This is a genomic window from Pseudonocardia benzenivorans CB1190 (genome assembly GCF_000196675.2).
Lineage (GTDB): Bacteria > Actinomycetota > Actinomycetes > Mycobacteriales > Pseudonocardiaceae > Pseudonocardia > Pseudonocardia benzenivorans.
Map to the genome: position 1 here is coordinate 986,703 of NC_015312.1, position 23,308 is coordinate 1,010,010.

The 23,308-nt window shown below is 74.2% G+C and carries 21 protein-coding genes; 13 read left to right on the top strand and 8 right to left on the bottom strand.

Annotated elements, in window-relative coordinates; all coding sequences use genetic code 11:
- The first annotated feature begins 89 nt into the window (after nt 1–89).
- Nucleotides 90–899, top strand: coding sequence for a Bax inhibitor-1/YccA family protein (locus PSED_RS04785; protein ID WP_013673123.1), 810 nt, complete (start codon nt 90–92; stop codon nt 897–899).
- Nucleotides 900–1,041: 142 nt separating this feature from the next.
- On the opposite strand, the gene PSED_RS04790 is transcribed toward PSED_RS04785, so the two are convergent.
- Nucleotides 1,042–2,271 (bottom strand): acetyl-CoA C-acetyltransferase, encoded by a 1,230-nt coding sequence (locus tag PSED_RS04790; protein WP_013673124.1) that lies wholly within the window; start codon nt 2,269–2,271, stop codon nt 1,042–1,044.
- 130 nt (nt 2,272–2,401) lie between these two features.
- On the opposite strand from PSED_RS04790, the gene PSED_RS04795 reads away from it, so the two are divergent.
- The 3 genes from PSED_RS04795 to PSED_RS04805 all read left to right on the top strand — a co-directional run bounded on the left by PSED_RS04795 (nt 2,402) and on the right by PSED_RS04805 (nt 4,724).
- Nucleotides 2,402–2,857 carry a pyridoxamine 5'-phosphate oxidase family protein gene (locus PSED_RS04795; protein WP_013673125.1) on the top strand — a complete coding sequence of 152 codons (456 nt, stop codon included), beginning with the start codon at nt 2,402–2,404 and terminating at the stop codon, nt 2,855–2,857.
- A gap of 180 nt (nt 2,858–3,037) precedes the next feature.
- On the top strand, nt 3,038–3,397 hold the full coding sequence (locus PSED_RS04800) for a YciI family protein (RefSeq protein ID WP_013673126.1): 360 nt from the start codon (nt 3,038–3,040) through the stop codon (nt 3,395–3,397).
- A 19-nt stretch (nt 3,398–3,416) separates the two neighbouring features.
- The gene (locus PSED_RS04805) at nt 3,417–4,724 is read left to right on the top strand and encodes an RNA polymerase sigma factor (protein WP_013673127.1); all 1,308 of its coding nucleotides are present in this window, start codon (nt 3,417–3,419) and stop codon (nt 4,722–4,724) included.
- Here the strand turns inward: PSED_RS04805 and PSED_RS04810 are convergent.
- A complete protein-coding gene (locus PSED_RS04810; protein ID WP_013673128.1) occupies nt 4,718–5,899 on the bottom strand; it encodes a sigma-70 family RNA polymerase sigma factor in 1,182 nt (393 codons plus the stop codon). The genes PSED_RS04805 and PSED_RS04810 overlap by 7 nt on opposite strands.
- Before the next feature lie 373 nt (nt 5,900–6,272).
- Here PSED_RS04810 and PSED_RS04815 point away from each other — a divergent pair, with 373 nt between their 5' ends.
- The 3 genes from PSED_RS04815 (at nt 6,273) to PSED_RS04825 (ending at nt 12,806) form a co-directional block, all read left to right on the top strand.
- A complete protein-coding gene (locus PSED_RS04815; RefSeq protein WP_013673129.1) occupies nt 6,273–10,196 on the top strand; it encodes a WD40 repeat domain-containing protein in 3,924 nt (1,307 codons plus the stop codon).
- A 61-nt stretch (nt 10,197–10,257) separates the two neighbouring features.
- Nucleotides 10,258–11,628: a cystathionine beta-synthase gene (locus PSED_RS04820; RefSeq protein WP_013673130.1), complete on the top strand. Its 1,371-nt coding sequence runs from the start codon at nt 10,258–10,260 to the stop codon at nt 11,626–11,628.
- Nucleotides 11,629–11,657: 29 nt separating this feature from the next.
- Nucleotides 11,658–12,806, top strand: a complete 1,149-nt coding sequence (locus tag PSED_RS04825; protein WP_013673131.1) for a cystathionine gamma-synthase — start codon at nt 11,658–11,660, stop codon at nt 12,804–12,806.
- A gap of 48 nt (nt 12,807–12,854) precedes the next feature.
- Here PSED_RS04825 and PSED_RS04830 read toward each other — a convergent pair whose 3' ends face one another.
- Nucleotides 12,855–13,076 carry a hypothetical protein gene (locus PSED_RS04830; protein ID WP_013673132.1) on the bottom strand — a complete coding sequence of 74 codons (222 nt, stop codon included), beginning with the start codon at nt 13,074–13,076 and terminating at the stop codon, nt 12,855–12,857.
- A gap of 80 nt (nt 13,077–13,156) precedes the next feature.
- Between PSED_RS04830 and ilvA the strand changes: the two genes are divergently transcribed.
- Nucleotides 13,157–14,455, top strand: coding sequence for a threonine ammonia-lyase (gene ilvA / locus PSED_RS04835; protein WP_013673133.1), 1,299 nt, complete (start codon nt 13,157–13,159; stop codon nt 14,453–14,455).
- A gap of 7 nt (nt 14,456–14,462) precedes the next feature.
- Here ilvA and greA read toward each other — a convergent pair whose 3' ends face one another.
- Complete coding sequence (gene greA / locus PSED_RS04840) at nt 14,463–14,948, bottom strand: transcription elongation factor GreA (protein ID WP_041760463.1); 486 nt, start codon at nt 14,946–14,948, stop codon at nt 14,463–14,465.
- 497 nt (nt 14,949–15,445) lie between these two features.
- Here greA and mca point away from each other — a divergent pair, with 497 nt between their 5' ends.
- Nucleotides 15,446–16,378 carry a mycothiol conjugate amidase Mca gene (gene mca, locus PSED_RS04845; RefSeq protein ID WP_013673135.1) on the top strand — a complete coding sequence of 311 codons (933 nt, stop codon included), beginning with the start codon at nt 15,446–15,448 and terminating at the stop codon, nt 16,376–16,378.
- Between the two features lie 7 nt (nt 16,379–16,385).
- Here the strand turns inward: mca and PSED_RS04850 are convergent, their stop codons facing one another.
- Nucleotides 16,386–17,003, bottom strand: a complete 618-nt coding sequence (locus PSED_RS04850; protein WP_013673136.1) for a hypothetical protein — start codon at nt 17,001–17,003, stop codon at nt 16,386–16,388.
- Nucleotides 17,004–17,202: 199 nt separating this feature from the next.
- On the opposite strand from PSED_RS04850, the gene PSED_RS04855 reads away from it, so the two are divergent.
- The 3 genes from PSED_RS04855 to PSED_RS04865 all read left to right on the top strand — a co-directional run bounded on the left by PSED_RS04855 (nt 17,203) and on the right by PSED_RS04865 (nt 20,328).
- Nucleotides 17,203–17,526 (top strand): hypothetical protein, encoded by a 324-nt coding sequence (locus PSED_RS04855; protein ID WP_013673137.1) that lies wholly within the window; start codon nt 17,203–17,205, stop codon nt 17,524–17,526.
- Between the two features lie 42 nt (nt 17,527–17,568).
- A complete protein-coding gene (locus PSED_RS04860; protein ID WP_013673138.1) occupies nt 17,569–19,584 on the top strand; it encodes a thioredoxin domain-containing protein in 2,016 nt (671 codons plus the stop codon).
- 132 nt (nt 19,585–19,716) lie between these two features.
- Nucleotides 19,717–20,328 carry a hypothetical protein gene (locus tag PSED_RS04865; RefSeq protein WP_013673139.1) on the top strand — a complete coding sequence of 204 codons (612 nt, stop codon included), beginning with the start codon at nt 19,717–19,719 and terminating at the stop codon, nt 20,326–20,328.
- A gap of 19 nt (nt 20,329–20,347) precedes the next feature.
- Here PSED_RS04865 and trhA read toward each other — a convergent pair whose 3' ends face one another.
- Nucleotides 20,348–21,031, bottom strand: a complete 684-nt coding sequence (gene trhA / locus PSED_RS04870; protein ID WP_013673140.1) for a PAQR family membrane homeostasis protein TrhA — start codon at nt 21,029–21,031, stop codon at nt 20,348–20,350.
- A gap of 128 nt (nt 21,032–21,159) precedes the next feature.
- Here trhA and PSED_RS04875 point away from each other — a divergent pair, with 128 nt between their 5' ends.
- The gene (locus PSED_RS04875) at nt 21,160–21,921 is read left to right on the top strand and encodes an isoprenyl transferase (RefSeq protein ID WP_083845087.1); all 762 of its coding nucleotides are present in this window, start codon (nt 21,160–21,162) and stop codon (nt 21,919–21,921) included.
- A gap of 138 nt (nt 21,922–22,059) precedes the next feature.
- Here PSED_RS04875 and PSED_RS04880 read toward each other — a convergent pair whose 3' ends face one another.
- Together PSED_RS04880 and PSED_RS04885 are read right to left on the bottom strand one after the other, a co-directional pair.
- Complete coding sequence (locus PSED_RS04880; RefSeq protein ID WP_013673142.1) at nt 22,060–22,416, bottom strand: hypothetical protein; 357 nt, start codon at nt 22,414–22,416, stop codon at nt 22,060–22,062.
- A 271-nt stretch (nt 22,417–22,687) separates the two neighbouring features.
- Nucleotides 22,688–23,068 carry a hypothetical protein gene (locus PSED_RS04885; protein WP_013673143.1) on the bottom strand — a complete coding sequence of 127 codons (381 nt, stop codon included), beginning with the start codon at nt 23,066–23,068 and terminating at the stop codon, nt 22,688–22,690.
- Nucleotides 23,069–23,308: the final 240 nt, after the last annotated feature.

Below are 23,308 nucleotides of genomic sequence, written 5' to 3' on the forward strand. Positions count from 1 at the left end.
GGTAAAGTCGGCTTTACCAATCGGGAACCAGCAGCGCCGTTCGTGCGTTGAACGGCGTGAAAGACACGCACGCGCTGTAGGAGGACCAGGTGCGCACCACCAGCAACCCGGCGTTCCGCAACCTGCCCCAGCAGGGCGGATACGCCGATTTCGACCGCCAGGCCGGCGCGTTCGGCGCCGGGGCCGCCGCGGCCGACGCGCGTGCGTCGCAGAGCGGTTTCGGCCCCGCGGCGACGAGCGACCGTCGCCTGACGACCGACGACGTCGTCATCAAGACGGCGATCACGGGTGGCGTGGCCCTCGCGGCCGGCATCGCGACGGCGCTCTCGGGCGCCTTCGTACTGACGCTGCCGGCGTTCATCGTCGGCTTCGTCGTGTCGCTGATCGTGATCTTCAAGCAGAGCACGAACCCCGCGCTCGTGCTGATCTACTCGGCGGCGATGGGCGTCGCCCTCGGCGGGATCACCGGCGCGCTGGAGCTGTCCGGGACGCAGTTCGAGGGCATCGGCTTCCAGGCCGTCGTCGGCACGGTCGGCGTCTTCATCGGGATGCTGATCGTCTACAAGACGGGCGCGGTGAAGGTGACGCCGCGGTTCACCAAGTGGCTGATCGGCGCCATGGTCGGCGTCGTCGTCCTGATGCTGGTGAACCTGGTGGTCAGCTTCTTCACCACAGGCGGGCTCGGCCTGCGCGACGGCTCGCCGATCGCGTTCCTGTTCAGCATCGTCTGCATCGGCGTCGCGGCGTTCAGCCTGCTGCTCGACTTCGACCAGGCCGACCGCGCGGTCAAGGCGGGCGCCCCGGCGAAGTTCGCCTGGTACATCGCCTTCGGCCTGATGACGACGCTCGTCTGGCTCTACGTCGAGATCCTGCGGCTGCTCTCGTACTTCCGGAACTAGCCGCTCCGCCCCAGGCCCCGACCCGAGGCCGGCCGGGACAGCCCCCCTCCCCGGCCGACGGCGCCGCGGACCCGCTCACACGAGCCGGGTCCGCGGCGCTCGCCGTTTCCGGGGCCGGTTCCCCGGATCAGCGCTCACGGGCTCAGCTCAGGCGCTCGAAGATGATCGCCATGCCCTGGCCGCCGCCGACGCACATCGTCTCCAGGCCGATCGTCCTGTCCTTGGCCTTGAGCCCGTTGAGCAGCGTCGTCGTGATGCGGGCGCCGGTCATGCCGAACGGGTGACCGACGGCGATCGCGCCGCCGTGCACGTTGAGCTTGTCGTTCTCCAGCGGGTCGATGCCCAGGTGCCGCGCCGAAGGGATGACCTGCGCGGCGAACGCCTCGTTGATCTCGACGAGGTCGACGTCGTCGATGGTCATGCCGGCGCGGGCCAGCGCCTGCCGGCTCGCCTCGATCGGGCCCAGGCCCATGATCTCCGGCGACAGGGCCGTCACGCCGGTCGCGACGATCCGGGCGAGCGGGGTGAGGCCCAGGTCGCGGGCCCGGGTGTCGGACATGACGACCAGCGCGGCGGCGCCGTCGTTGAGCGGGCAGCAGTTGCCGGCGGTGACGCGGCCGTCGGGCCGGAAGACCGGCTTGAGCCCGGCGACGCCCTCGTAGGTGACGCCGGCGCGGGGACCGTCGTCGGCGGAGACGACCGTGCCGTCAGGCAGCGTGACGGGCGTGATCTCGCGCGCGTAGAAGCCGTCGGCGATGGCCTGCTCGGCGAGGTTCTGCGAGCGGACGCCGAAGCGGTCCATGTCCTCGCGGCTGACGTTCTCCAGCCGCGCGACGTTCTCCGCGGTCTGGCCCATCGCGATGTAGACGTCGGGGAGTCGGCCCTCGGTGCGCGGGTCGACCCACATGTCGGCGCCCGTCGCGGCGACGTCCGCGGTGCGGGCCTCCGCGTCGGCGAAGATCGGGTTGTGCGTGTCGGGCAGGCTGTCGGAGCTGCCCTTGGCGAAGCGCGACACCGTCTCCACGCCCGCGGAGACGAACACGTCGCCCTCGCCCGCGCGGATCGCGTGCAGCGCCATCCGCGTGGTCTGGACCGACGACGAGCAGTACCGCGTCACCGTGGTGCCCGGCACGGTGTCGAGCCCGAGCTCGACGGCGACCGCGCGGGCCATGTTGAAGCCCTGCTCGCCGCCGGGCAGGCCGCAGCCGAGCATGAGGTCGTCGATCGTCGCCGGGTCGAGGCCCGGCACCTGGGCGAGCGCGGCGGAGATGATCTGCGCCGCGAGGTCGTCGGGGCGGATCGTGGTGAGCGACCCCTTCCCGGCGCGACCGATCGGGGAACGGGCGGCGGCGACGATGACGGCCTCGGGCATCGGGAGAGCTCCTCGGGTAGGACGGTTGGCCGGGTGCGTCTCGGTCTCGTCACGAAACCGATGTGACGCCGAGCGTGCCTCTCCACTCTGCCTGACGGGAACTGTCAGTGATGTACCCGACGATGTCGTCATGACCTCGTGGAACGACGTCGAAGAGGCGGAGCCGCAGTTCGCCGCGCGCGTCCGGGCGATCCTGGTCGCCCGCAAGCACCTCACCATCGCGACCCTGCGCGCCGACGGGTCGCCGCGCATCAGCGGGATCGAGGTGGAGTTCGCCGACGGGCAGCTCGGCTTCGGGTCGATGCCGAACGCGCGCAAGGGCGCGGACCTGCTGCGCGACCCCCGGTTCGCACTGCACAGCGCCACGGTCGACCCGCCGGAGGGCGCCCCCGCGCAGTGGCCCGGGGAGGCCAAGCTCGCCGGGCGGGCGCGCTGCACGGGCGCCCTCGACGGCCCGGCGCCGGGGCTGGCGTTCGTCGCGGACGTGCAGGAGGTCGTGCACACGCACCTCAACGAGGCGGGCGACCGGCTGGTCGTCGAGTTCTGGCACCCGGGCAGGGGGCTGCGCCGCGTCGAACGCGAATGAGCCGCGGGTCGGCGCCTTCCCGGGCCCCGGGTGACCGGTCCTGGCCGTGTCGACTCCGGCCGTGGCGATTCCGGCTTGTCGATTCCGGCTTGTCGGTTGCGGCTTGTCGATTCCGGGGGAGGCCGATCGTCGTCATGCTGTGCGGCACCCCGCCGCACGGCACGCACGAGGAGGACGACCGTGAAGTACATGCTGCTCATCTACTCGACCGAGCCGGGCCAGGCCCCCGACCCGGCCGTCCTGGCCCCGATGATGAAGGCCTACGAGGACTTCACCAAGGCCGTCCACGACGCGGGCGTCTGGCTCGCGGGCGACGCGCTGCAGGGCCGGGCGAGCGCGACGTCGGTCCGGGTCGACGACGCCGGCGCCCGGCTGGTCACCGACGGGCCCTACGCCGAGACCCGTGAGGTCCTCGGCGGCTACTACCTGCTCGACGTCCCCGACCTCGACGCGGCGCTCGACTGGGCGGCCCGCTGCCCCGGGTCGCAGAACGGTGGCACGATCGAGGTGCGGCCGATCCGCGAGTTCGCCGCGAGCTGACCGCACCGGATCAGCGCAGATGGACGACGGGGCAGCCGTCGCCGGGGTGGAGGCCGTGTTCCGGGAGGAGCACGGCCGCCTCCTCGCGACGCTCGTGCACGGCTTCGGCGACCTCGATCTCGCCGAGGAGGTCGCGGCCGACGCGGTCGAGGCGGCGCTGCTGCACTGGCCGCGCGAGGGCGTGCCGCGGCGGCCCGGCGCCTGGCTGCTGACGACGGCACGGCGCAAGGCCGTCGACCGGCTGCGCCGCGACCGGGCCTACGCCGCCCGGCTGGCCCTGTTGCGGGCCGACGCCGAGCGGGCCGACCCCGCGCCCCCGCCCACGCCGGGCGACGACGACATCCCCGACGAGCGGCTCCGGCTCTTCTTCGCCTGCTGCCATCCGGCACTCCCGATGGAGGCCCGCACCGCGCTCACCCTGCGCTGCCTCGGCGGGATGGACACCCCGCAGGTGGCGCGCCTGTTCATGGTGCCCACCGCGACGATGGCCCAGCGCATCGTCCGGGCGAAGCGCAAGATCCGCGAGGCGCGCATCCCGTTCCGGGTCCCCGCGGCCGACGAGCTGGCCGACCGGCTCCCGGGCGTTCTGCACGTCCTCTATCTCGTCTTCACCGAGGGCTACGCGGCGGGAACGGGCGCTGCGCTGCAACGTCTCGACCTCGCCGACGAGGCGATCCGGCTGACCCGCATCCTGCTGCGGCTGTTGCCCGACGAGCGGGAGGTGGCCGGGCTGCTGGCGCTGATGCTGCTCGTCGACGCGCGCCGGGACGCCCGGGTCGACGCCGAGGGCGCGCTCGTCCTGCTCGACGACCAGGACCGCGGCCGCTGGGACGGCGACCGCATCGAGGAGGGACGGACCCTCGTCGTCCGGGCGCTCACGGGCGGGCCGCCCGGCCCCTACGGCGTGCAGGCCGCGATCGCCGCCCTGCACGTCGAGGCCGCCGACGTCGCGACGACCGACTGGCCGCAGATCGTCGCGCTCTACGACGTGCTGGACCGGCTCGCGCCGTCGCCCGCCGTGGCGCTCAACCGCGCTGTCGCCGTCGCGATGCGCGACGGGCCCGCGGCGGGTCTGGCGCTGCTCGACGACCTGCGCGACGAGCCTCGCCTGCAGGGGCGGCACCTGCTGCCGGCGGCCCGGGCCGACCTGCTGCGCCGGCTCGGCCGGACCGAGGAGGCGGCCGCGGAGTACCGGGCGGCGCTGGCGCACGTCGACAACGGCGTGGAGCGGGAGTTCCTCGCCCGCAGGCTCGCCGCGCTGGGCGGGGACGGGCTGGACGGGACGGGCAGGGCGGAGCGGCGGGGTGACCGGGCGGGGGATCAGTAGCCGAGCTCGGTCGCCCAGCCGCGCAGCTTCTGCATCGCGCGGTGCTGCGCGACGCGGACGGCGCCCGCCGTCATACCGACGAGCTCGGCGGTCTCGTCGGCGGAGTAGCCGAGGCCGAGGCGGTAGACCATGATCTTGCGGGTGCTGTCGGGGAGGCGGTCGAGCATCCCCGAGATGCGGCTCGCGACGTCGCCGCGCAGTGCCTCGTGCTCGGGGCCACCGGACATGTCGGCCCCCTCGGGCATCTCGTCGGTGGCGATCGTGCGGTCGCGGCGGGCGGCGCGGAACGTGTCGGCGATCTTGTTCTGGGCGATGCCGTAGACGAAGGCCATGAACGGGTTGCGGGTCCGGTCGAAGCCCGGCAGCGCCCGGCAGACCGCGACCATGACCTCCTGGGCGACGTCCTCAGGCCCGGACAGCCCGACGCGGCCCGCGCCCAGGTGCGACCGGCAGTAGCGCACCACCAACGGGTTGACCAGGATCAACAGTTCGCGCAGGGCGATCTTGTCGCCGTCGGCGGCCTTGCGGGCCCAGCCGTCGATGAGCGCGTCGTCGCGGCCGCGCGGGGTGTCCGGGGGCCGGGGGCCGTCGCCGCCACCACCCCCGGTGGGAGGCGGGGCCTCGTTGTCGGCCGCCTGCCCACCGCGGCCGTCGGGGGCGTCGGGCGCGTCGGGGATGTCGGGGCCGTCGGGGGTGTCGGTGCGCGCGTCGTCGGGCCTCGTGGGGTCGTCGCGCGGGCCCTCGGGACCGCCGCCGCGGGCGCCCGGGGCGGCGCCGGCGGGCCTTCCGGTCCCGGCGTGCGGCCGGGCACGGCCCGGTGGACGGGTCCGCCTCTCGACGGCTCCGGTGCCCGAGGAAGCGTGTCGGGGGCCGGTCGAGGTACCGGCGCCGGCGCGTCCCCCGCGCGCGCCGGCGTCGGTGTCGGCGGGGCCGCCCGCGTGCTGCGGCCGACCCGGACCTGGTTCGGGGTCCGCGAGGTCGGGTTCTGCCGGACGGGGCCGCTCGGCCGGACGGCGCCGTCCGGTGCCACCCGTCCGGCCGGTGCCGGCCGCGGACGACCCCGGCCGGGAGCGTCGGGCCGTGCGGAACCGGGCGCGGCCGTCGGGCCGCGGCCGGCCGGAGTCGGGATCGGGATCATCGGGGTCGTCCGAGTCCTGTCCGCCGATCGGGTGCACCGGCGGGCCACCTACCCTTCTTCGTTCTCGGTGGCACGAAGACCGCGGCGGGGCGAACCTCGGGTGGGTCCGGGCCCCGCGGCGCCCGGCGGTGGTCGGGCGCCGCGGGAGTCGCGGACCGCACTCCGGCGGGTGGTCGTCCCGACACGCAGTGGGTGAGCTGCTCACGCCGGAGGCGTGCCGTCCGCGGTGTGCCCCCCGTGGACGCCCCAGGCGTGAGGGGCCGAAGCGTAGCGGGTCGAGCACTCGTTCGGGAACGAGACATCCTTTCGGGACGCCGACCCGTACAGATTCGTACAGCGCGTATACGCCGTTCGGGCCCGCACGCTCGGCGCCGTAGGATCGCCGACCACGATCCGCCGGAGGGAGCGCGATGGTCCACGACGTGCCGGGAAGCGGCCCGGGCCGCCCCGAGCGAGCCGACCCGGACCGTGTCACCGACCGCGCCTCCTTCGTCACCGAGCTGCAGCTGCTCAAGGACCGCAGCGGGCTCAGCTTCCGCGACATCATGCGAGGCACGGGCGCCGGTGACGGGCACCCGCTGCCCTTCACCTCGATCCGCGACTACGTCAGCGGGACCTCCCTGCCCCCCGCCGAGCGGCTCGTCCGCATCGTCCGCGCGTGCGGCGAGGCCGAGACCGCGGCTCGCTGGGAGGCCGCGCTGCGCCGGGTCCGTGACTCCGAACGCGACGCCCGTGCCGCCCGCCCGGACGAGGAACGGGCTCGGCACCTGTCGGTTCGGCCAGTGACACCGTGCCCCTATCGGGGCCTCGCCTCCTACCGGACGGAGGACGCCGCGTTCTTCCACGGGCGGGAACGGCTGCTCGCCGAACTGCTGCGCCGGCTCGCTCCGGCCGCCGAACACGGGGGGATGCTGACGGTCGTCGGCCCGTCGGGGGCGGGGAAGTCGTCGTTGCTGCACGCGGGCCTCGTCCCGGCGCTGCATCGCGGCGACCTGCCGCCGCCGGGCGCGGGACGTTGGTACGTGGGCGCCCTCGACGCGGGCCCCGACACCCTCGCCGACCTCGACGCCCATCGTGCGGCGGCCGGCGGTGCGCCGACGGTCCTGGTCGTCGACCGGGTCGAGCAGCTGTTCACCGATGCCGTGCCCGCCGCGACGCGGAGCGCGATCCTGGACCGGCTCGCCGAGACCGCCCGGCCCGCACCCGGCGACGGGCCGCCCGTCGTCGTCGTGCTGGGGCTGCGCGCCGACTTCTACGCGCGGGCGCTGTCGGACCGGCACCTGCTGCACGCCCTGTCGGCGGCGCAGGTGACCGTCGGCCCGATGACGGAGGACGAGCTGCGCGAGGTCGTCGTCGCACCCGCCCGCGACGTCGGCGTGCAGGTCGAGGACGGGCTGACCGAGCTGCTGCTCGCCGAGCTGCGCGCGGGTGTGCCCGCCGGCTCGGGCACCCGTGCCGCGGACACCCACGCCGCCGCGACCCTGCCGCTGCTCTCGCACGCGCTGGCGACGACGTGGGAGCGCGGTGGCGCCCGGATGACCGTCGCCGCCTACCGGGAGGGCGGCGGGCTCCGGGAGGCCGTCGCGAGCTCGGCGGAGCAGGTGTGGACGGCGTTGCCCGCCGCGGAGCGCGCCGTCGCCCGCCGGGTGTTCCTGCGGCTCGTGCGCAGCACCCCCGACCTGGCCGACACCCGCCGCCGGGCCGCCCGCGAGGAGCTGCTCGGGCCGCCGGGGGAGGAGGACGCCGCGGTCGCCGGCGTCGTCGCGCGGTTCGCCGAGGCGCGGCTGCTGACGTTGGACGCCGAGGCCGTCGAGATCGCCCACGAGGTGCTGCTGCGCGCGTGGCCGCGGCTGGCCGGCTGGCTCGACGACGACCGGGCCGCGCGCGCCGCCCGCGGCCGGCTGACCGAGGGCGCCCGGCTCTGGCAGGACACCGGTCGTGACGACGGCGCCCTGCTGCGGGGACGCGTCCTCGACGACGTGCAGGACGCCGCCGCGGGGGAGGACCTGCTGCCGCGCGAGGCCGAGTTCCTGCGGGCCAGCCTCGCGCGCCGGGACCGCGAACGGGCGGTCGAGCTACGCCGCGCCCGCCGGCTCCGGCGCGGGCTCGCGGTGCTCGTGGTGGTGAGCGTCGTGGCGGTGAGCGCACTCGGCGTCGCCGTGGCGGAGTGGGTCGCGGCGTCGAGGGCGCGTGACACCGCGACCTCGCGCGAGCTCGCCGTCGAGGCGGACACCCTGCGCGCGACCGACCCGAACCTGGCGATGCAGTTCGCCGTCGCCGCGTACGCGACGTCGCCGACCGACGCCGCCCGCTCGAGCGTGCTGGAGTCGTCGACCACGTCGACCGCCACCCGGCTGCTCTCGCCCGCGGGGACGGCGAGGCAGGCTGCGTGGACCGCCGACGGCCGCACCATGCTCACCGTCGACGCCGCGGAGGGCTCGGCCGACGCAGCACTGCAGCGCTGGGACGTCACGGGCACCGGCACGCCGGTCGCGGCGGGCGGGCCCGTCGGCACCGGTCAGCCCGGTGCCGACTACGCGTTGGCCGTCAGCCCCGACGGGCGGCTCGCCGCGACGGCGGGGACCGCCGGGACCGTGCGGCTGTGGGACGTGGCCGCGGACGGCGCCCCGCGGCCGCTGGGGCCGGCCGCGGCGGCACCCGGCGGAACGGTGTACGGCCTCGCGTTCTCCCCCGACGGCGCGGTGCTCGCCGCCGCGACCGCCGACGGGTCCGTCCTGCTCTGGAGCCTGGCGGACCCCGCCCGCCCGGTCGCCGCGGGGCCGTCGCTCGCGACCGGTGGCGGGCCGGTCCGGGCGATCGCGTTCGCGCCCACCGGGCGGCTGCTCGCCACCGGGCAGACCGACGGCGGTGTCCGGCTCTGGGACGTCGCCGACCCGGCCGCCCCCACACCCGTCGGCGCGCCGCTGCCGGCGGGCCGCACGGTCTTCGCGCTGGCCTTCACCCGCGACGGCACCCGGCTGGCCGCGGCGGGCCTGTCGCGGACCGTCAGCCTCTGGGACGTCGCCGACCCTGCGGACCCGACGCCCGTCGGCTCCCCGCTCGCCGGCCCGACGGCGCAGGTCAACAGCCTCGCCGTGAGCCCCGACGGATCGACGATCGCGGCCGCCTCGTCCGACGACCGGGTGTGGACGTGGGACCTGCGGACCGGCGCCCCGGCCGGGACCAGGCCGCACCCGTCGACGGTCACCCAGGTCGGCTACGACGGGGGACGCCTGGTCACCGTCGGCGGCGACGGCACGATCAGGTTCTGGGACGCGGGCGACGCGCGCCTCACCGACCCGCACGACACGGTCTTCGCGCTCGACTGGTCGGCCGACGGGCGCTCGGTGGCCCTCGGCGTCGGCGGCACGGCGAAGAACGTGCGGATCTGGGACGTCACCGACCCCCGGGCACCCGCGGCGCTGACCCCGGCACTGACCGCCGCCGCCGGCGCACCCGGGCTGTCCGGCTCGGTGGCCCGCAGCCCCGACGGGCGGGTCGTCGCCTCCGGCGCGACCGACGGCGGCGTCGTGCTGTGGGACGTCGGGCCGGACGGTGCCGTGCCCAGGCCGCAACCGCTGCCCGGCGACGGCGCGCTCGTCGAACAGCTGGAGTGGAGCCCCGACGGCCGGACCCTGGCGGTCGCGGGCGACGACGACGCGGTCCGCCTCTTCGACATGACGCGCCCGACGTCGCCCCTGGCCGCGACGCTGACCGGGCCGCACAGCTACGTCTTCGGGGCCGCGTGGAGCCCCGACTCGCACCTGCTCGCCGCGGTGTCGGCGGACACGACCGTCCGGATCTGGGATGTCGCCGACCCCGCGCGACCCCGGCAGCTCGGCGACGCGGTGGCCGCGGGCTCCGGGTACGCCTACTCGGTCGCCTTCAGCCCCGACGGCCGCACGCTGGCGACGGGGACGGCCGACAAGACGGTCCGGCTGTGGGACGTCGCCGACCCGGCGGACCCGACGCCGGTGGGCGAGCCGTTGACCGGGCCGGGCAACACCGTCTTCGGGCTCGCCTACAGCCCCGACGGCCGGCTGGTCGCCGCCGGCAGCGGTGACGGGACCGTCCGGATCTGGGACGTCACCGATCCGGCGTCGCCGACCACCTGGGCGACGTTGCACGGCGGGTTCACCGCCGCGGTGTGGGCCGTGGGCTTCAGCCCCGACGGCAGCCGGCTCGCCGCCGCGGGCGCCGACGGCGTCGTCCGGCTGTGGGACGTCGACGTCGCCCGGGACCTGGCCGCGGTGTGCGCGGCCACGGGCGACCCGGTCACGCGCGCGGAGTGGACGCGGTTCCTGCCCGACACCCCGTACCGCCCGCCGTGCTGATCCGCCCCCGCGACGTGCCCTGACCGTCCGGGCGCGCCGCGGAAGGTGCGACGATGACGCCATGCGTTACGTCGAACACGTCTCCGAGCTGGTCGGCAACACCCCGCTGGTCGCGCTCGGCCGGGTGAGCGCGGGGATCGACGTCCCGGTGCTGGCCAAGGTCGAGTACTTCAACCCGGGCGGCAGCGTGAAGGACCGCATCGCGCTCAAGATGATCGACGCCGCCGAGGAGTCGGGTGAGCTGCGTCCGGGCGGGACGATCGTCGAGCCGACGTCGGGAAACACCGGCGTGGGGCTGGCGATGATCGCCCAGCGGCGCGGCTACCGCTGCGTGTTCGTCTGCCCCGACAAGGTCGGCGAGGACAAGCGCAACGTCCTGAAGGCCTACGGGGCCGAGGTCGTGGTCTGCCCGACGGCCGTCGAGCCCGACCACCCGGACTCCTACTACAGCGTGTCCGACCGGCTGGTCTCCGAGATCGACGGCGCCTGGAAGCCCAACCAGTACGCCAACCGCAACAACCCCGCGTCCCACTACGCCTCGACCGGCCCCGAGCTGTGGGAGCAGACGGAGGGGCGGATCACCCACTTCGTCGCGGGCATCGGGACCGGCGGGACGATCAGTGGCACCGGCCGCTACCTCAAGGAGGTGTCCGACGGGCGGGTCCGCGTGATCGGCGCCGACCCCGTCGGCTCGGTCTACAGCGGTGGTACCGGGCGTCCGTACCTGGTCGAGGGCGTCGGCGAGGACTTCTGGCCGACGACCTACGACAAGGACATCTGCGACGAGATCATCGCCGTCTCCGACGCCGACTCCTTCGCGATGACGCGGCGGCTGGCCAGGGAGGAGGCGCTGCTCGTCGGCGGCTCCTGCGGGATGGCCGTCGTCGCCGCGCTGCAGGTCGCCGCGGCGGCCCCGGCCGACTCCGTCGTCGTCGTGCTGCTTCCCGACGGCGGCCGCGGCTACCTGGGCAAGGTCTTCAACGACGCCTGGATGTCGGGCTACGGCTTCCTGCCGCCGACCGAGGGCGCCACCGTCGGCGACGTGCTGCGCCGCAAGGACGGCTCGATCCCCGACCTCGTGCACGCCCACCCGAACGAGACCGTCGCCGACGCCGTGCACTACCTGCGCGAGTTCCACGTCTCGCAGATGCCCGTCGTGCGCGCCGAACCGCCGGTGATGGCGGCCGAGGTGGCGGGCGCGGTCGTCGAACGCGACCTGCTCGACGCGCTGTTCGCCGGGCGCGCGCAGCTCACCGACCGGTTGGAGAAGCACATGTCGCCGCCGCTGCCGACCCTCGGCTCCGGGGAGGCGCTGGAGAGCGCGATGAGCGCGTTCGTCTCCGCCGACGCCGCGCTCGTGCTCGTCGACGGGCGTCCCGCGGGTGTGGTGACGCGATCGGACGTGCTCGCGTTCCTGGGCTCGCTGCACTGACCGTGCGCCTGCGCGCGTAACGTGCCGGTATGCGCGGCTTCTCCACCAACGCCATCCACGCGGGCCAGGAGCCCGATCCGACGACCGGGGCGGTCATCGTCCCGATCCACCCGTCGTCGACCTTCGCCCAGGACGGCGTGGGCGGCACCCGCAACGGCTACGAGTACTCCCGCAGCGCCAACCCCACCCGGACGGCGCTGCAGGAGTGTCTGGCCGCGCTGGAGGGCGGCCGGCACGCCTTCGCGTTCGGGTCCGGCATGGGTGCCTCCGACGTGCTGCTGCGCGTCCTCGTCCGCCCGGGTGACCACGTCGTCATCCCGCACGACGCCTACGGCGGCACGTTCCGGCTCGTCGACAAGATCCTGACCCAGTGGGGCGTCGAGTACTCGACGGTCGACCTCGCCGACGTCGACGCGCTGCGCGCCGCGCTGCGGCCGACGACGAGGGTCGTGTGGTGCGAGACGCCGACCAACCCGCTGCTGGGCGTCGCCGACATCGCCGCGCTGGCCGACGTGACCCGCGGGACAGAGGCGCGGCTCGTCGTCGACAACACGTTCGCCTCGCCCTACCTGCAGACCCCGCTGGCACTGGGCGCCGACGTCGTCCTGCACTCGACGACCAAGTACGTCGGCGGGCACTCCGACGTCGTCGGCGGGGCCCTGGTGACCAGCGACGACGGGCTCGCCGAGCAGCTCGCGTTCACCCAGAACTCGGTCGGCTCGGTACCCGGCCCGTTCGACACCTGGCTCACCCTGCGCGGGGTGAAGACGCTCGCGGTGCGCATGGAGCGGCACTGCGACAACGCCGAGCGCGTCGCCGAGATGCTCGCCGCGCACCCCGCCGTCGCCCAGGTCTGCTACCCGGGGCTGGAGTCCCACCCGGGCCACGAGGTGGCCGCCAAGCAGATGCGCCGGTTCGGCGGGATGGTGTCGTTCCGCGTCGCCGCCGGGCGGGAGGCCGCGCTCGCCGTGTGCGCCGGGACCGAGCTCTTCACCCTGGCGGAGTCGCTCGGCGGCGTGGAGTCGCTGATCGAGCACCCGGGCGCGATGACGCACGCGTCGGTCGCGGGCTCGGCGCTCGAGGTGCCCGACGACCTGGTCCGGCTCTCGGTCGGCATCGAGGACGTCGACGACCTGCTGGAGGACCTGCGCGGCGCCCTGACCCGGATCCGATCCTGACCCGGATCCGATCCTGACCCGGATCCCGTCCGGAGCCCTGCTCGACGCCTAGCTCTTGGCCGGCGCGTCGGCGTCCGGGGGCGCAGTGGGCGTCGGGTGCGGGACGAGCACGTCGCCGGGGGCAATGCAGCCCCCGACCAGCTCGTACGCGCCGCCGCGCAGTTCGTAGCGACCCGGGTCGTCGCAGCCCGCGCTGCGCACGGTGAGGACCGCCAGCGCCGCCAGGACACCGGCGGCCAGCAGCGGGACCAGCGCCCGCAGCCGAGTCATCCGACCTCCCCCTGAGAACGCCTCCACGCCGCGAGACGCTCCGTCGCCGAGGCTACCCGCGCCGGTGGGAGGATGCCGACATGGTCGACGATCCCCGTCCGTCCGCGTCGTCCGCCCGGGTCGAGGACGGCCCGCCGGTCCGCCTCGCGGACGTGGAGGCGGCCCGCGACCTGCTGCGGGGCGTCGTGCGGCGGACGCCGACGCTGCCGGCGAGGGCGCTGTCGGAGCTGGTCGGCGCGCCGGTGTGGCTGAAGTGCGAGAACCAGCAGCGCACCGGGTCGTTCAAGATCCGCGGCGCGTACACACGCATCTCCCGGCTGGCCGCCGAGGAGCGCGCCCGCGGTGTCGTCGCCGCCAGCGCGGGCAACCACGCGCAGGGTGTCGCCCTGGCGGCGCGGCTGCTCGGCACGACCGCGACCGTCTTCATGCCCGAGCGGGCCGCGCTGCCGAAGGTGTCCGCAACCCGCGGCTACGGCGCGCAGGTCCGGCTGGCGGGGGAGACGATCGACGGCAGCCTCGCCGAGGCCGTGCGGTTCGCCGACGAGACCGGCGCCGTCCTCGTGCACCCCTTCGACCACGTCGACGTCATCGCCGGACAGGGCACCGTCGGACTGGAGATCCTCGACGACGTCCCCGACGCCGCCACCGTCCTGGTGCCGGCGGGCGGCGGCGGGCTGCTCGGCGGCATCGCCGCGGCGGTCCGCGGCCGCCGGCCCGACGTGCGGGTCGTGGGCGTCCAGGCCGAGGCGGCGGCCGCGTGGCCCCCGTCGCTGCTCGCGGGCAGGCCGGTGGCGCTGGACCGGATGCGGACCATCGCCGACGGGATCGCCGTCGGCGTACCGGGGAACGTCACGTACCCGCAGGTCGCCGGCCTGGTCGACGAGTTCGTCACGGTCGGGGAGGACACCCTCGCCCGCGCGCTGCTGCACTGTCTGGAGCGCGCGAAGCTGCTGGTCGAGCCCGCGGGTGCCGCCGCCGTCGCCGCGCTGCTGGAGCAGCCCACGCGGTTCCCAGGTCCCGTGGTGGCGGTGCTCTCGGGCGGCAACATCGACCCGCTGGTCCTGCTGCACGTCATCGAGCACGGCATGGCCGCCGCGGCGCGCTACCTGTCGATGCGGGTGCGCGTCGTCGACCGTCCCGGCGCACTGGCCGAGCTGCTCACACAGATCGGGGACCTGGGCGCCAACGTCGTCGACGTCGAGCACACCCGGATCTCCGCGGCCATCCCGCTCGGCGACGTCGACGTCCAGCTGAGCCTGGAGACGCGCGGCGCGACGCACTCCGCCGCCATCGTGGACGCGCTACGGAACTCCGGCCACGCCGTGTTCGACGAGGCCGGAGCTCCGTGGGGGTCCGGGGACGTGGCGGCAGCCGGGTGAACGGCCGTCAGCCGGTGAAGGGCTCCACCGCGACGAGCGTGACCTTCATGGTGCCGCCGTCGGGCAGCGAGTACTCGCGCGTCTCGCCGACCTTCGCACCCAGCAGGGCGGCGCCCAGCGGGGAGTTCGGGGAGATGACCTGCAGGTCGCCGTGCGAACCCTCCTCGCGGGAGCCCAGCAGGACCTGCTCGGTGTCGTCGTCGTCGTAGCGCACGGTGAGGACCGTGCCGGGGGACGCGACATCGGTGCTGGTGGGGGCGGTGCCGACCTGCGCGGTGCGCAGCAGTTCCTGCAGCTGGCGGATGCGGGCCTCCTGCTGGCCCTGCTCCTCGCGGGCGGCGTGGTAGCCGCCGTTCTCCTTGAGGTCGCCCTCCTCGCGGCGGGCGTTGATCTCGGCAGCGATGACGGGGCGGTTGGCGATCAGCTGGTCGAGCTCGTTCTTCAGCCGATCGAAGGCCTCCTGGGTCAACCAGGTCACCTGGGTGTCCGTCACGGTCATCACTCCTCCAGCCGTCCAGGTCCGAACATGGGCACGGACCGGTTGCCCGCGGCACGCGACGAAGCATGCCGCCGGTTGTGGCATAGCCCCGAGTAAGGAAAAACACGACCCGCCGTGCGGGCCGTGTGCGCCTCACCGTAACACGGTGCTTGCCGTTAGTCGCCTGCATTCGACGAACGGCCGGGCGCCCCGAAGAGTTCCCGGGACCCTCGAATCCGCTGGTAGAACGTCGATGTCCGACGAGCCGACGGCAACATTCGGGTCCGTCCGGGTGGCGCCGCGCACGCCCGGCGGTACGACGAGCGGCGTCCGCCCGGCGGGTCCCCGCGAGCGCCTCCCACGACGAGCCCGGTCGGCCGGGAAGAGCGTGCCCGCCCACGGCGTTGGGTCTCGCGAGGAGTGTCGGTGGAGTCTGCGACCATCGGCACAGCGCGGGCGGGAGGATCTCCCGTCGCGACACCACGGACGCGGAAGGACCGGCGGTCGAACCCATGACCCAGCCCGACATCGACGGCGAGTACGAGGCGGCCGGACCGCGCTTCCGGCTGATGACCGTGCACGCCCACCCGGACGACGAGTCGAGCAAGGGGGCGGCGTCGTCCGCCCGCTACGTCTCCGAGGGTCACGAGGTCACCGTCGTGACGTGCACCGGCGGCGAGCGCGGCAGCATCCTCAACCCCGCGATGGACCGGCCGGAGATCGCGGCCGACCTTCCCGCCGTGCGCAGGGCCGAGATGGCCCGGGCCGCCGAGATCCTCGGGGTCCGCCACCACTGGCTGGGCTTCGTCGACTCCGGGCTGCCCGAGGGAGACCCGAAGCCCCCGCTCCCCGAGGGCTGCTTCGCGCTGGCGGACCTCGACGAGGCCACCGAGCGGCTGGTGCGGCTGATCCGTGCCGAGCGTCCCCACGTGCTCGTCACCTACGACGAGAACGGTGGCTACCCCCACCCCGACCACATCCGCACCCACGAGGTGTCGATGGCGGCGTTCGACGCGGCGGGCGACCCCGACCGCTACCCGGACGCGGGTGAGCCGTGGCAGCCGCTCAAGCTCTACTACTCGCACGGGTTCTCGAAGGCCCGGATGATCGCCTTCCACGAGGCACTGCTGGCCCGCGGGCTCGAGTCGCCCTACGCCGAATGGATCGAGCGCTGGGAGGACGGCGACCGCAAGGACCCGGGCGAGCGGGTCACCACACGCGTGCGGTGCGACGAGTGGTTCCCGGTCCGCGACGAGGCGCTGAAGGCCCACGCCACCCAGATCGACCCGACGAGCCGCTGGTTCTTCGTGCCGCCGGAGATCCAGAGCGAGGTCTGGCCGACGGAGGACTACGAGCTGGTCCGCTCGTTCGTCGACTCGCCGACCCCGGAGGACGACCTGTTCGCGGGCCTCGTCCCGTCGCCCGACGCGGTGCGCGTGGGCTGAGCCGGGCTCAGTCGTTCGCGGCGGCCCGGCCGGCGCGGAAGAACTCGTAGAGCGCCTCCGGGTCGGCGAGGTCCGACGCCGGGCGGAACGCCCCGAACGGGGCGTTCCAGAACTCGCCCTCGCGCCGCTCCCAGGGGCCGACGTACGCGTAGGGCTCGGGCAGCGAGGCGTCGCCCGCGGAGACGCCGTAGTTCACCCGGTCGACGGTGACGGCCAGGTCGAGGTGCTCCGGCCAGAGCACCGGATCCTCGCCGGGGGCGACGAGCGTCCGCAGCGCGGCGTCGCCGACGGCGAACCACGACGCGATGGCGTCGGCGTCGGCGGGGTCGACCGCGAGGTGCTCGTCGACGTCGACACCCGATCCGTCGCTGTACAGGCCCTCCGGCGCGCCGGGCTCGACGCCCGCCCACAGCGCGAGATCGCGGATGCTGCCCGAGAGCGGGATCTGGTCGTCGTCCCAGACGAGGTGGGAGCCCTGGACCCGCAGTGAGCCCGCCACCTGCCCGAACCCGCCCGGCGTCACCTTCAGCCGGATGGTCCCGTGCGAGCGGTACTGCGGCCCGGCGAGCAGCAGCTCGGCGACGCCGTGCAGGGAGCGCCGGGTCGCCGACATCGATGTGCCCACGCCGGGCCCTCCCGTCGTTCGATGATCGCTGCGCGGAACGCGTCGGTGATCGTTGCGCGGAGCGTCCCACAGCCGTGCGGGCGGGCCGGTGCAGGCCCGCCCCGCGGCGCGTCGGACCAGGTGCGTAGGGTTCCGGCGTGCCGCCGCGCGGCGGCACGGGGTCGGCGCCGGCGCGCCGGGACGGTGTCGGAGGTGTGTGGTGCTGCTGGTCGATCTCGGCGTGGTCCCCGCCGAGGCCCAGGTCGCGGCGATCGTCACCCCTGCGCAGGACGACACCCCGCCGCCTCCCGGCAAGGGCGAGGAGTTCGGCGAGGCCTCGCCGACCGCGCTCGTCGTCATCATCGTGCTGGGCATCGCGACGGTGCTGCTGATCGTGTCGATGACGCGGCGGCTGCGGAAGCTGCCGAAGTCGTTCGACGACGACGAGAACGCCGAGGACACTGCGGGCGAGAACACGGCCGGCGAGAACGCCACCGCGGGCGACGGCACGGCGGCCGAGGCACCCGAGCCGCGCAAGGACTGAGCCGACCGGGCGCGGGCCGTGGGAGTTTGACAGGCTCGCGGCATGCCGAACCGCCTCGCCGCGGCGACCAGCCCGTACCTGCTCCAGCACGCCGACAACCCCATCGAGTGGTGGGAGTGGTCCGACGAGGCCTTCGCCGAGGCCGCCCGTCGTGACGTCCCGATCCTGCTGTCCGTGGGGTACGCGGCCTGCCACTGGTGCCACGTCATGGCCCACGAGTCGTTCGAGGACGCGGCGACGGCGGCGCAGGTCAACGCGGACTTCGTCGCGATCAAGGTCGACCGCGAGGAGCGGCCGGACATCGACGCCGTCTACATGACCGCCACCCAGGCCATGACGGGCCAGGGCGGCTGGCCGATGACGTGCTTCCTCACCCCGGTCGGCGAGCCGTTCCACTGCGGCACCTACTACCCGTCGCAGCCGCGGCACGGCCTGCCGTCGTTCCGGCAGTTGCTCGACGCCGTCACCACGGCCTGGAACGACGACCGTGACCGGGTCCGGGGGGCCGCGGGGGACATGGCGGCGCGGCTGGCCGAGACGGCACGGGCCGCGCTGCCACCCGCCGTCGTCGGCGAGGGGGTGCTCGACGACGCCGCCGCGGGACTGGCCGACGCGTTCGACGCGCAGCACGGCGGCTTCGGCGGCGCGCCGAAGTTCCCGCCGTCGATGGCCCTGGAGTTCCTGCTGCGCCATCACGAGCGGACCGGTTCGCCGCGGCCGCTGGAGCTCGTCGCGATCACCGCCGAGCGGATGGCGCGCGGCGGCATGTACGACCAGCTCGCCGGCGGTTTCGCCCGCTACAGCGTCGACGCCGGCTGGGTCGTGCCGCACTTCGAGAAGATGCTCTACGACAACGCCCTGCTGCTGCGCGCGTACGCCCACCTCGCCCGGCGCACCGGTTCGGCACTGGCCCGCCGGGTCGCCGAGGAGACCGCGGCGTTCCTGCTGCGTGACCTGCGCACACCCGAGGGCGGGTTCGCCTCCGCGCTCGACGCCGACACCGAGGGCGTGGAAGGTCTCACCTACGCGTGGACGCCCGCGCAGCTGCGCGAGGCGCTCGGCGACGCCGACGGCGCGTGGGCCGCCGAGCTGCTCACCGTCACCGACGGCGGGACGTTCGAGCACGGCATGTCGACCCTCCAGCTGCTCGCCGACCCGGCCGATCCGGAGCGCTGGGCCGACGTCCGGTCCCGGCTGCTCGCGGCGCGTGCGGCGCGACCGCAACCCGCGCGCGACGACAAGGTCGTCACGTCGTGGAACGGGATGGCGATCGTCGCGCTGGCCGAGGCGGGTGCCGCGCTGGGTCGGCCGGAGTGGGTCGTCGCCGCCGGGGAGGCTGCGGATCTCCTGCTGCGGTTGCACGTCGTCGACGGGCGGTTGCGACGGTCGTCGCGCGCGGGTGCGGTCGGTGTCGCAGCGGGGGTGCTGGAGGACCACGCCCTGCTCGCCGCCGGGCTGCTCGCGCTGCACCAGGCCACCGGCGACGCGGCCCGGCTGCGCGCGGGGCTCGACCTGCTCGACCTCGCGCTCGCGCACTTCGCCGACCCCGACGCCCCCGGTGCCTTCTTCGACACCGCCGACGACGCCGAGCAGCTCCTGCACCGGCCGCGCGAGATCACCGACAACGCCTCGCCGTGCGGGGCGTCCGCGCTGGCCGACGCGTTGGTGACGGCGTCGGTCCTCGCGGGGCCCGACGACGCGGGCCGCTACCGCGACGCCGCGGAGGCGGCCCTCGCGTCGGCGGGCACGCTCGCGCAGCGGCACCCGCGCTTCGCCGGGCATTGGCTGACCGCTGCGGAGGCGGCCGTGGCCGGGCCGTTGCAGGTCGCGGTCGTCGGGAGCTCGCCGACGGCCCGCGAGGCGCTCGTGTCGGCCGCGCGGGAGGCGGCGACGGGCGGCACCGTCGTCGTCGGGGGCGAGCCGGACGCGCCCGGGGTGCCGCTGCTGGCCGATCGCCCGCTGGTCGACGACGCCGCGGCCGCCTACGTCTGTCGCGGGTTCGTGTGCGACCGGCCGGTGACGACGACCGACGAGCTGGTGGCGCTGCTGTCGACCTGACATCGCGCTGCCCGACCTGACATCGCGCTGTCCGGCCCGGGCCGGTCGGCGTCCGCCGTCGGCGAACGCATGGCCGCGTGCCGTGTTGCTGTGTAATCTCGTAATCGATGTAACGCGGCAGAGGAGGACGTCATGTCGGGACGCATGCATCGCGGATGGCACGGCGGAGGCCGGGGGCGTGGACCGGGGCGCGGCGGCTGGCAGCAGGCCGACCTGCCGAGCACCGACGACGCGGCCGCCTGGCTGTCGGGCCGGCTGCCCGACGGCTGGTTCGTCGGCAACCCGGACGTCACGGTCGACCGCGAGGAGATCGTCATCGTCGGCGAGCTCCCGCCGCTGGACGGCGAGTTCGCCGACACCGAGGCCGGTCGCGCCGAGCGGGCCGCCGCGATCTCGGGCCGCATCTCCCGGTTCCGTGAGCAGACCCGCGACGAGCGGATCGACATCGCGCGCCAGGCCGAGCACCGCTACCAGCGCAAGGTCGCGTGGGGCGCCCGGATCGGCGACGTCGTGGAGCTCTTCACGACCGCGTCGGTCCCGGTGATGACGCGGCTGCGCCAGCCCGAGCGGATCGTGCTGGACACGCTGGTCGACTCCGGCGTCGCCCGGTCGCGGTCCGACGCGCTGGCCTGGGCCGTGCGCCTGGTCGGGGAGCACGCCGAGGAGTGGCTGGGCGACCTGCGCGACGCGATGGCCAAGGTCGACGAGCTGCGCGCCCAGGGCCCGACGGGCGAGGGCAGCTGAGCGCGGACGCCGGGGACGGTCAGCCCGGGAACAGCACCAGCCAGATCGCGACGTAGTGGCACGCCGCGGCGAGGACCGTCGCGGCGTGGAAGAACTCGTGGTAGCCGAACGTCGCGGGCCACGGGTTGGGGCGCTTGGTCGCGTAGAAGATCGCGCCGATCGTGTACAGCACGCCGCCCGCGATGAGCAGCACGAACGCGGCGACGCCGCCGTTGTGCAGCATCTGGGGGAACACGAACACCGCGACCCAGCCCAGCGCGACGTAGACGGGCACCGCCAGCCACGACGGGGCGGCCGGCCACGCCATCTTGAGCACCACGCCGGCCAGTGCCCCGCCCCAGACGGTGAAGAGCACCCAGCGCGCCGTCGCGGCGTCCATCGCCAGCACGGAGACCGGCGTGTACGTTCCCGCGATGAACAGGAAGATCATGGAGTGGTCGAGCCGCTTCATGATCATCCGGGACCGGGTGGTCGTCCATGTCCGGCGGTGGTACAGGGCGCTGACGCCGAACAGTCCGAGGATCGTGACGCTGTAGACGGCCGTCGCCACCGCCGCAGCCGCGCCGACCGACGCCGCGGCCACCGAGATGAGCACCGCTGCCGCGAGGATCGACACCGCGAACGACCACAGGTGCAGCCAGCCCCGCATTCGCGGCTTGACCAACGGGCGCGCCGGTGGCTGGGCGAGGCTCCCGAGTGTCACCCGGCCAAGGTTACGGCAGCCCCGATGACGGGGGCGTGCCCCGGACGTGAACACCGACCGCCGCATCGTCACGGTGGGCCACGGCGCCACAGCGGGCCCCGGCGCGCGTAGGCTCAGCGCCCGTGGGCGTGCGCGACCTCCTCTACTCGATCTACGAGCGCAGCCTGACGCGGCGGCTGGAGACCGCGGAGCGGCCCCGTCACGTCGCCCTGATGCTCGACGGGAACCGCCGTTGGGCGCGCGACGCTGGGCTCGTCGACGTCAACGACGGGCACCGGGTGGGTGCGGCCAAGATCGGCGATCTGCTCGAGTGGTGCCGTGAGGCCGACGTCGAGGTCGTGACGCTGTTCCTGCTCTCGACCGACAACCTCACCCGGGCCGCGGACGAGCTCGAACCCCTGCTGGAGATCATCGCCGACGTCGTCGACGAGCTGGCCGGGCCGGGCCGGCCGTGGCAGCTGCGGGTCGTCGGCGCGCTGGAGCTGCTGCCCGAGGAGATCGCGTCGCGGCTCTCGGCGGCGACGTCGCGGACGGTGGGGCGCAGCGGGCTGCAGGTCAACGTCGCGGTCGGCTACGGGGGCCGTCAGGAGATCGCCGACGCGGTGCGCAAGCTGCTGCTCCAGCACGCGGAGTCCGGCACGAGCATCGAGGAGCTGGCCGACGTCCTCGACGTCGACCACATCGCCGCCCACCTCTACACCTCGGGCCAGCCGGATCCCGACCTGATCATCCGGACCTCGGGGGAGCAGCGGCTCTCGGGCTTCCTGCTGTGGCAGTCGGCGCACTCGGAGTTCTGGTTCTGTGAGGCCTACTGGCCGGAGTTCCGTCGTGTCGACTTCCTGCGCGCGCTGCGCGACTACGCGGCGAGGCACCGTCGTTTCGGCTCCTGACCGCGGGTCCGGAGCGCAGGTTCGCGAGCGCGGCGGTCTGCGCCGTGACGCTTCTCCGCACGTGTCTCCGCGAACACGAAAACAGCGCCGGACCCGAAGGTCCGGCGCTGCCTCGCGTCAGGCGCTGAGCGAAAGAGCTCAGTCGTTCGACTGCGACTTGTCGCTGCCCGCGGCGGCGGCAACGTCGCAGGAGCGGTCCTGCGACTGGTCGGCGGCCGACTTGGCCTCGGTCGGGGCGGCCAGGCCCAGGGCGCCGGTCAGGTCGGCGGTCAGGTCGGAGACCTGGACACCGAGCACGTTCACCGGGACGTTGTTGCCACACGCCGTCACCGGCACGTTGACGTTGTTGTCCGAGACGTTGACGAGGCCCTGGTGCAGCTCCTTGTTGGAGTTGACCTGGTCGCCGTGGTGCCCCTCGGTCGCGAAGGCGAGCGGGGAGACCGCGAGCAGACCCGCGGTGGCGGTGGCCGCGATGATTCCAGCCTTCTTCAGCACAGTTCTCTCCTGTTGGTCATCGGGAACCGGCGGGAAGCCGTTTCCTTCAACGTGCCAGCACCTGACGGGGGAGCCGTGCTGGCTGAGGAAAATCTATCGGGCGGATCAGTCGGAACCAAACTGCGTCCCCCTATCGTGTAGTTGACGGCGCCGCGCAGAAAGTTACGCACCCGATCGGGTGCAAACTCCGGCGTTGCGTATTCGTCGCCTACACGAAGAACGGCCCCGGACATCGTCCGGGGCCGTTCCGTGAGCTCGGGATGAACCGAGATCAGTCGTCGTTCGACTGCGACTTGTCGTTGCCCGCGGCGGCCGCGACGGCGCAGCTGCGGTCCTGCGACTGGTCGGCGACCGACTTGGCCCCGGCCGGGCCGAGCAGGCCCAGGGCGCCGGTCAGGTCGGCGGTGACGTCGGAGACCTGCACGCCCAGGACGTTGACCGGGATGTCGTTGCCGCAGGCGGTGACCGGAACGTTGATGTTGTTGTCGGAGACGTTGACGAGGCCCTGGTGGATCTCCTTGTTGGAGTTCACCTGGTCGGCGCCACCGTGGTGGTGGCCGCCCCAGCCGGCGTCGCCGGCGAAGGCGAGCGGGCTGACCGCGAGCAGACCGGCGGTGGCGGTGGCCGCGACGATTCCAGCCTTCTTCAGCACTTTTTATCTCCTGTTGGTCTTCTGGTGCCGACTGAAAGCCGACGCCGTCCGTGCCAGCGCCCGACCGGGGAGCCCGCGCTGACTGCTGAGAAAGCTATCGGCCACCTCCCCATACACCAACTTCCGTACCACCATCGTGTGAAGCCGGTACTTTACGTTTAGTTACGCACTCGATCGTGTGTAGTTCGGTGAGGCCATCACGCAGTCCGACCTCATCTTGGTCTACGGAAAGTGACTCCG

Bases quoted from the DNA above. Each gene is read 5' to 3' on its own strand.
- PSED_RS04790 (WP_013673124.1), bottom strand. From the start codon at position 2,271: ATGCCCGAGGCCGTCATCGTCGCCGCCGCCCGTTCCCCGATCGGTCGC.
- PSED_RS04795 (WP_013673125.1), top strand. From the start codon at position 2,402: ATGACCTCGTGGAACGACGTCGAAGAGGCGGAGCCGCAGTTCGCCGCG.
- PSED_RS04805 (WP_013673127.1), top strand. From the start codon at position 3,417: ATGGACGACGGGGCAGCCGTCGCCGGGGTGGAGGCCGTGTTCCGGGAG.
- PSED_RS04815 (WP_013673129.1), top strand. From the start codon at position 6,273: ATGGTCCACGACGTGCCGGGAAGCGGCCCGGGCCGCCCCGAGCGAGCC.
- PSED_RS04820 (WP_013673130.1), top strand. From the start codon at position 10,258: ATGCGTTACGTCGAACACGTCTCCGAGCTGGTCGGCAACACCCCGCTG.
- PSED_RS04825 (WP_013673131.1), top strand. From the start codon at position 11,658: ATGCGCGGCTTCTCCACCAACGCCATCCACGCGGGCCAGGAGCCCGAT.
- PSED_RS04830 (WP_013673132.1), bottom strand. From the start codon at position 13,076: ATGACTCGGCTGCGGGCGCTGGTCCCGCTGCTGGCCGCCGGTGTCCTG.
- ilvA (WP_013673133.1), top strand. From the start codon at position 13,157: ATGGTCGACGATCCCCGTCCGTCCGCGTCGTCCGCCCGGGTCGAGGAC.
- mca (WP_013673135.1), top strand. From the start codon at position 15,446: ATGACCCAGCCCGACATCGACGGCGAGTACGAGGCGGCCGGACCGCGC.
- PSED_RS04860 (WP_013673138.1), top strand. From the start codon at position 17,569: ATGCCGAACCGCCTCGCCGCGGCGACCAGCCCGTACCTGCTCCAGCAC.
- PSED_RS04865 (WP_013673139.1), top strand. From the start codon at position 19,717: ATGTCGGGACGCATGCATCGCGGATGGCACGGCGGAGGCCGGGGGCGT.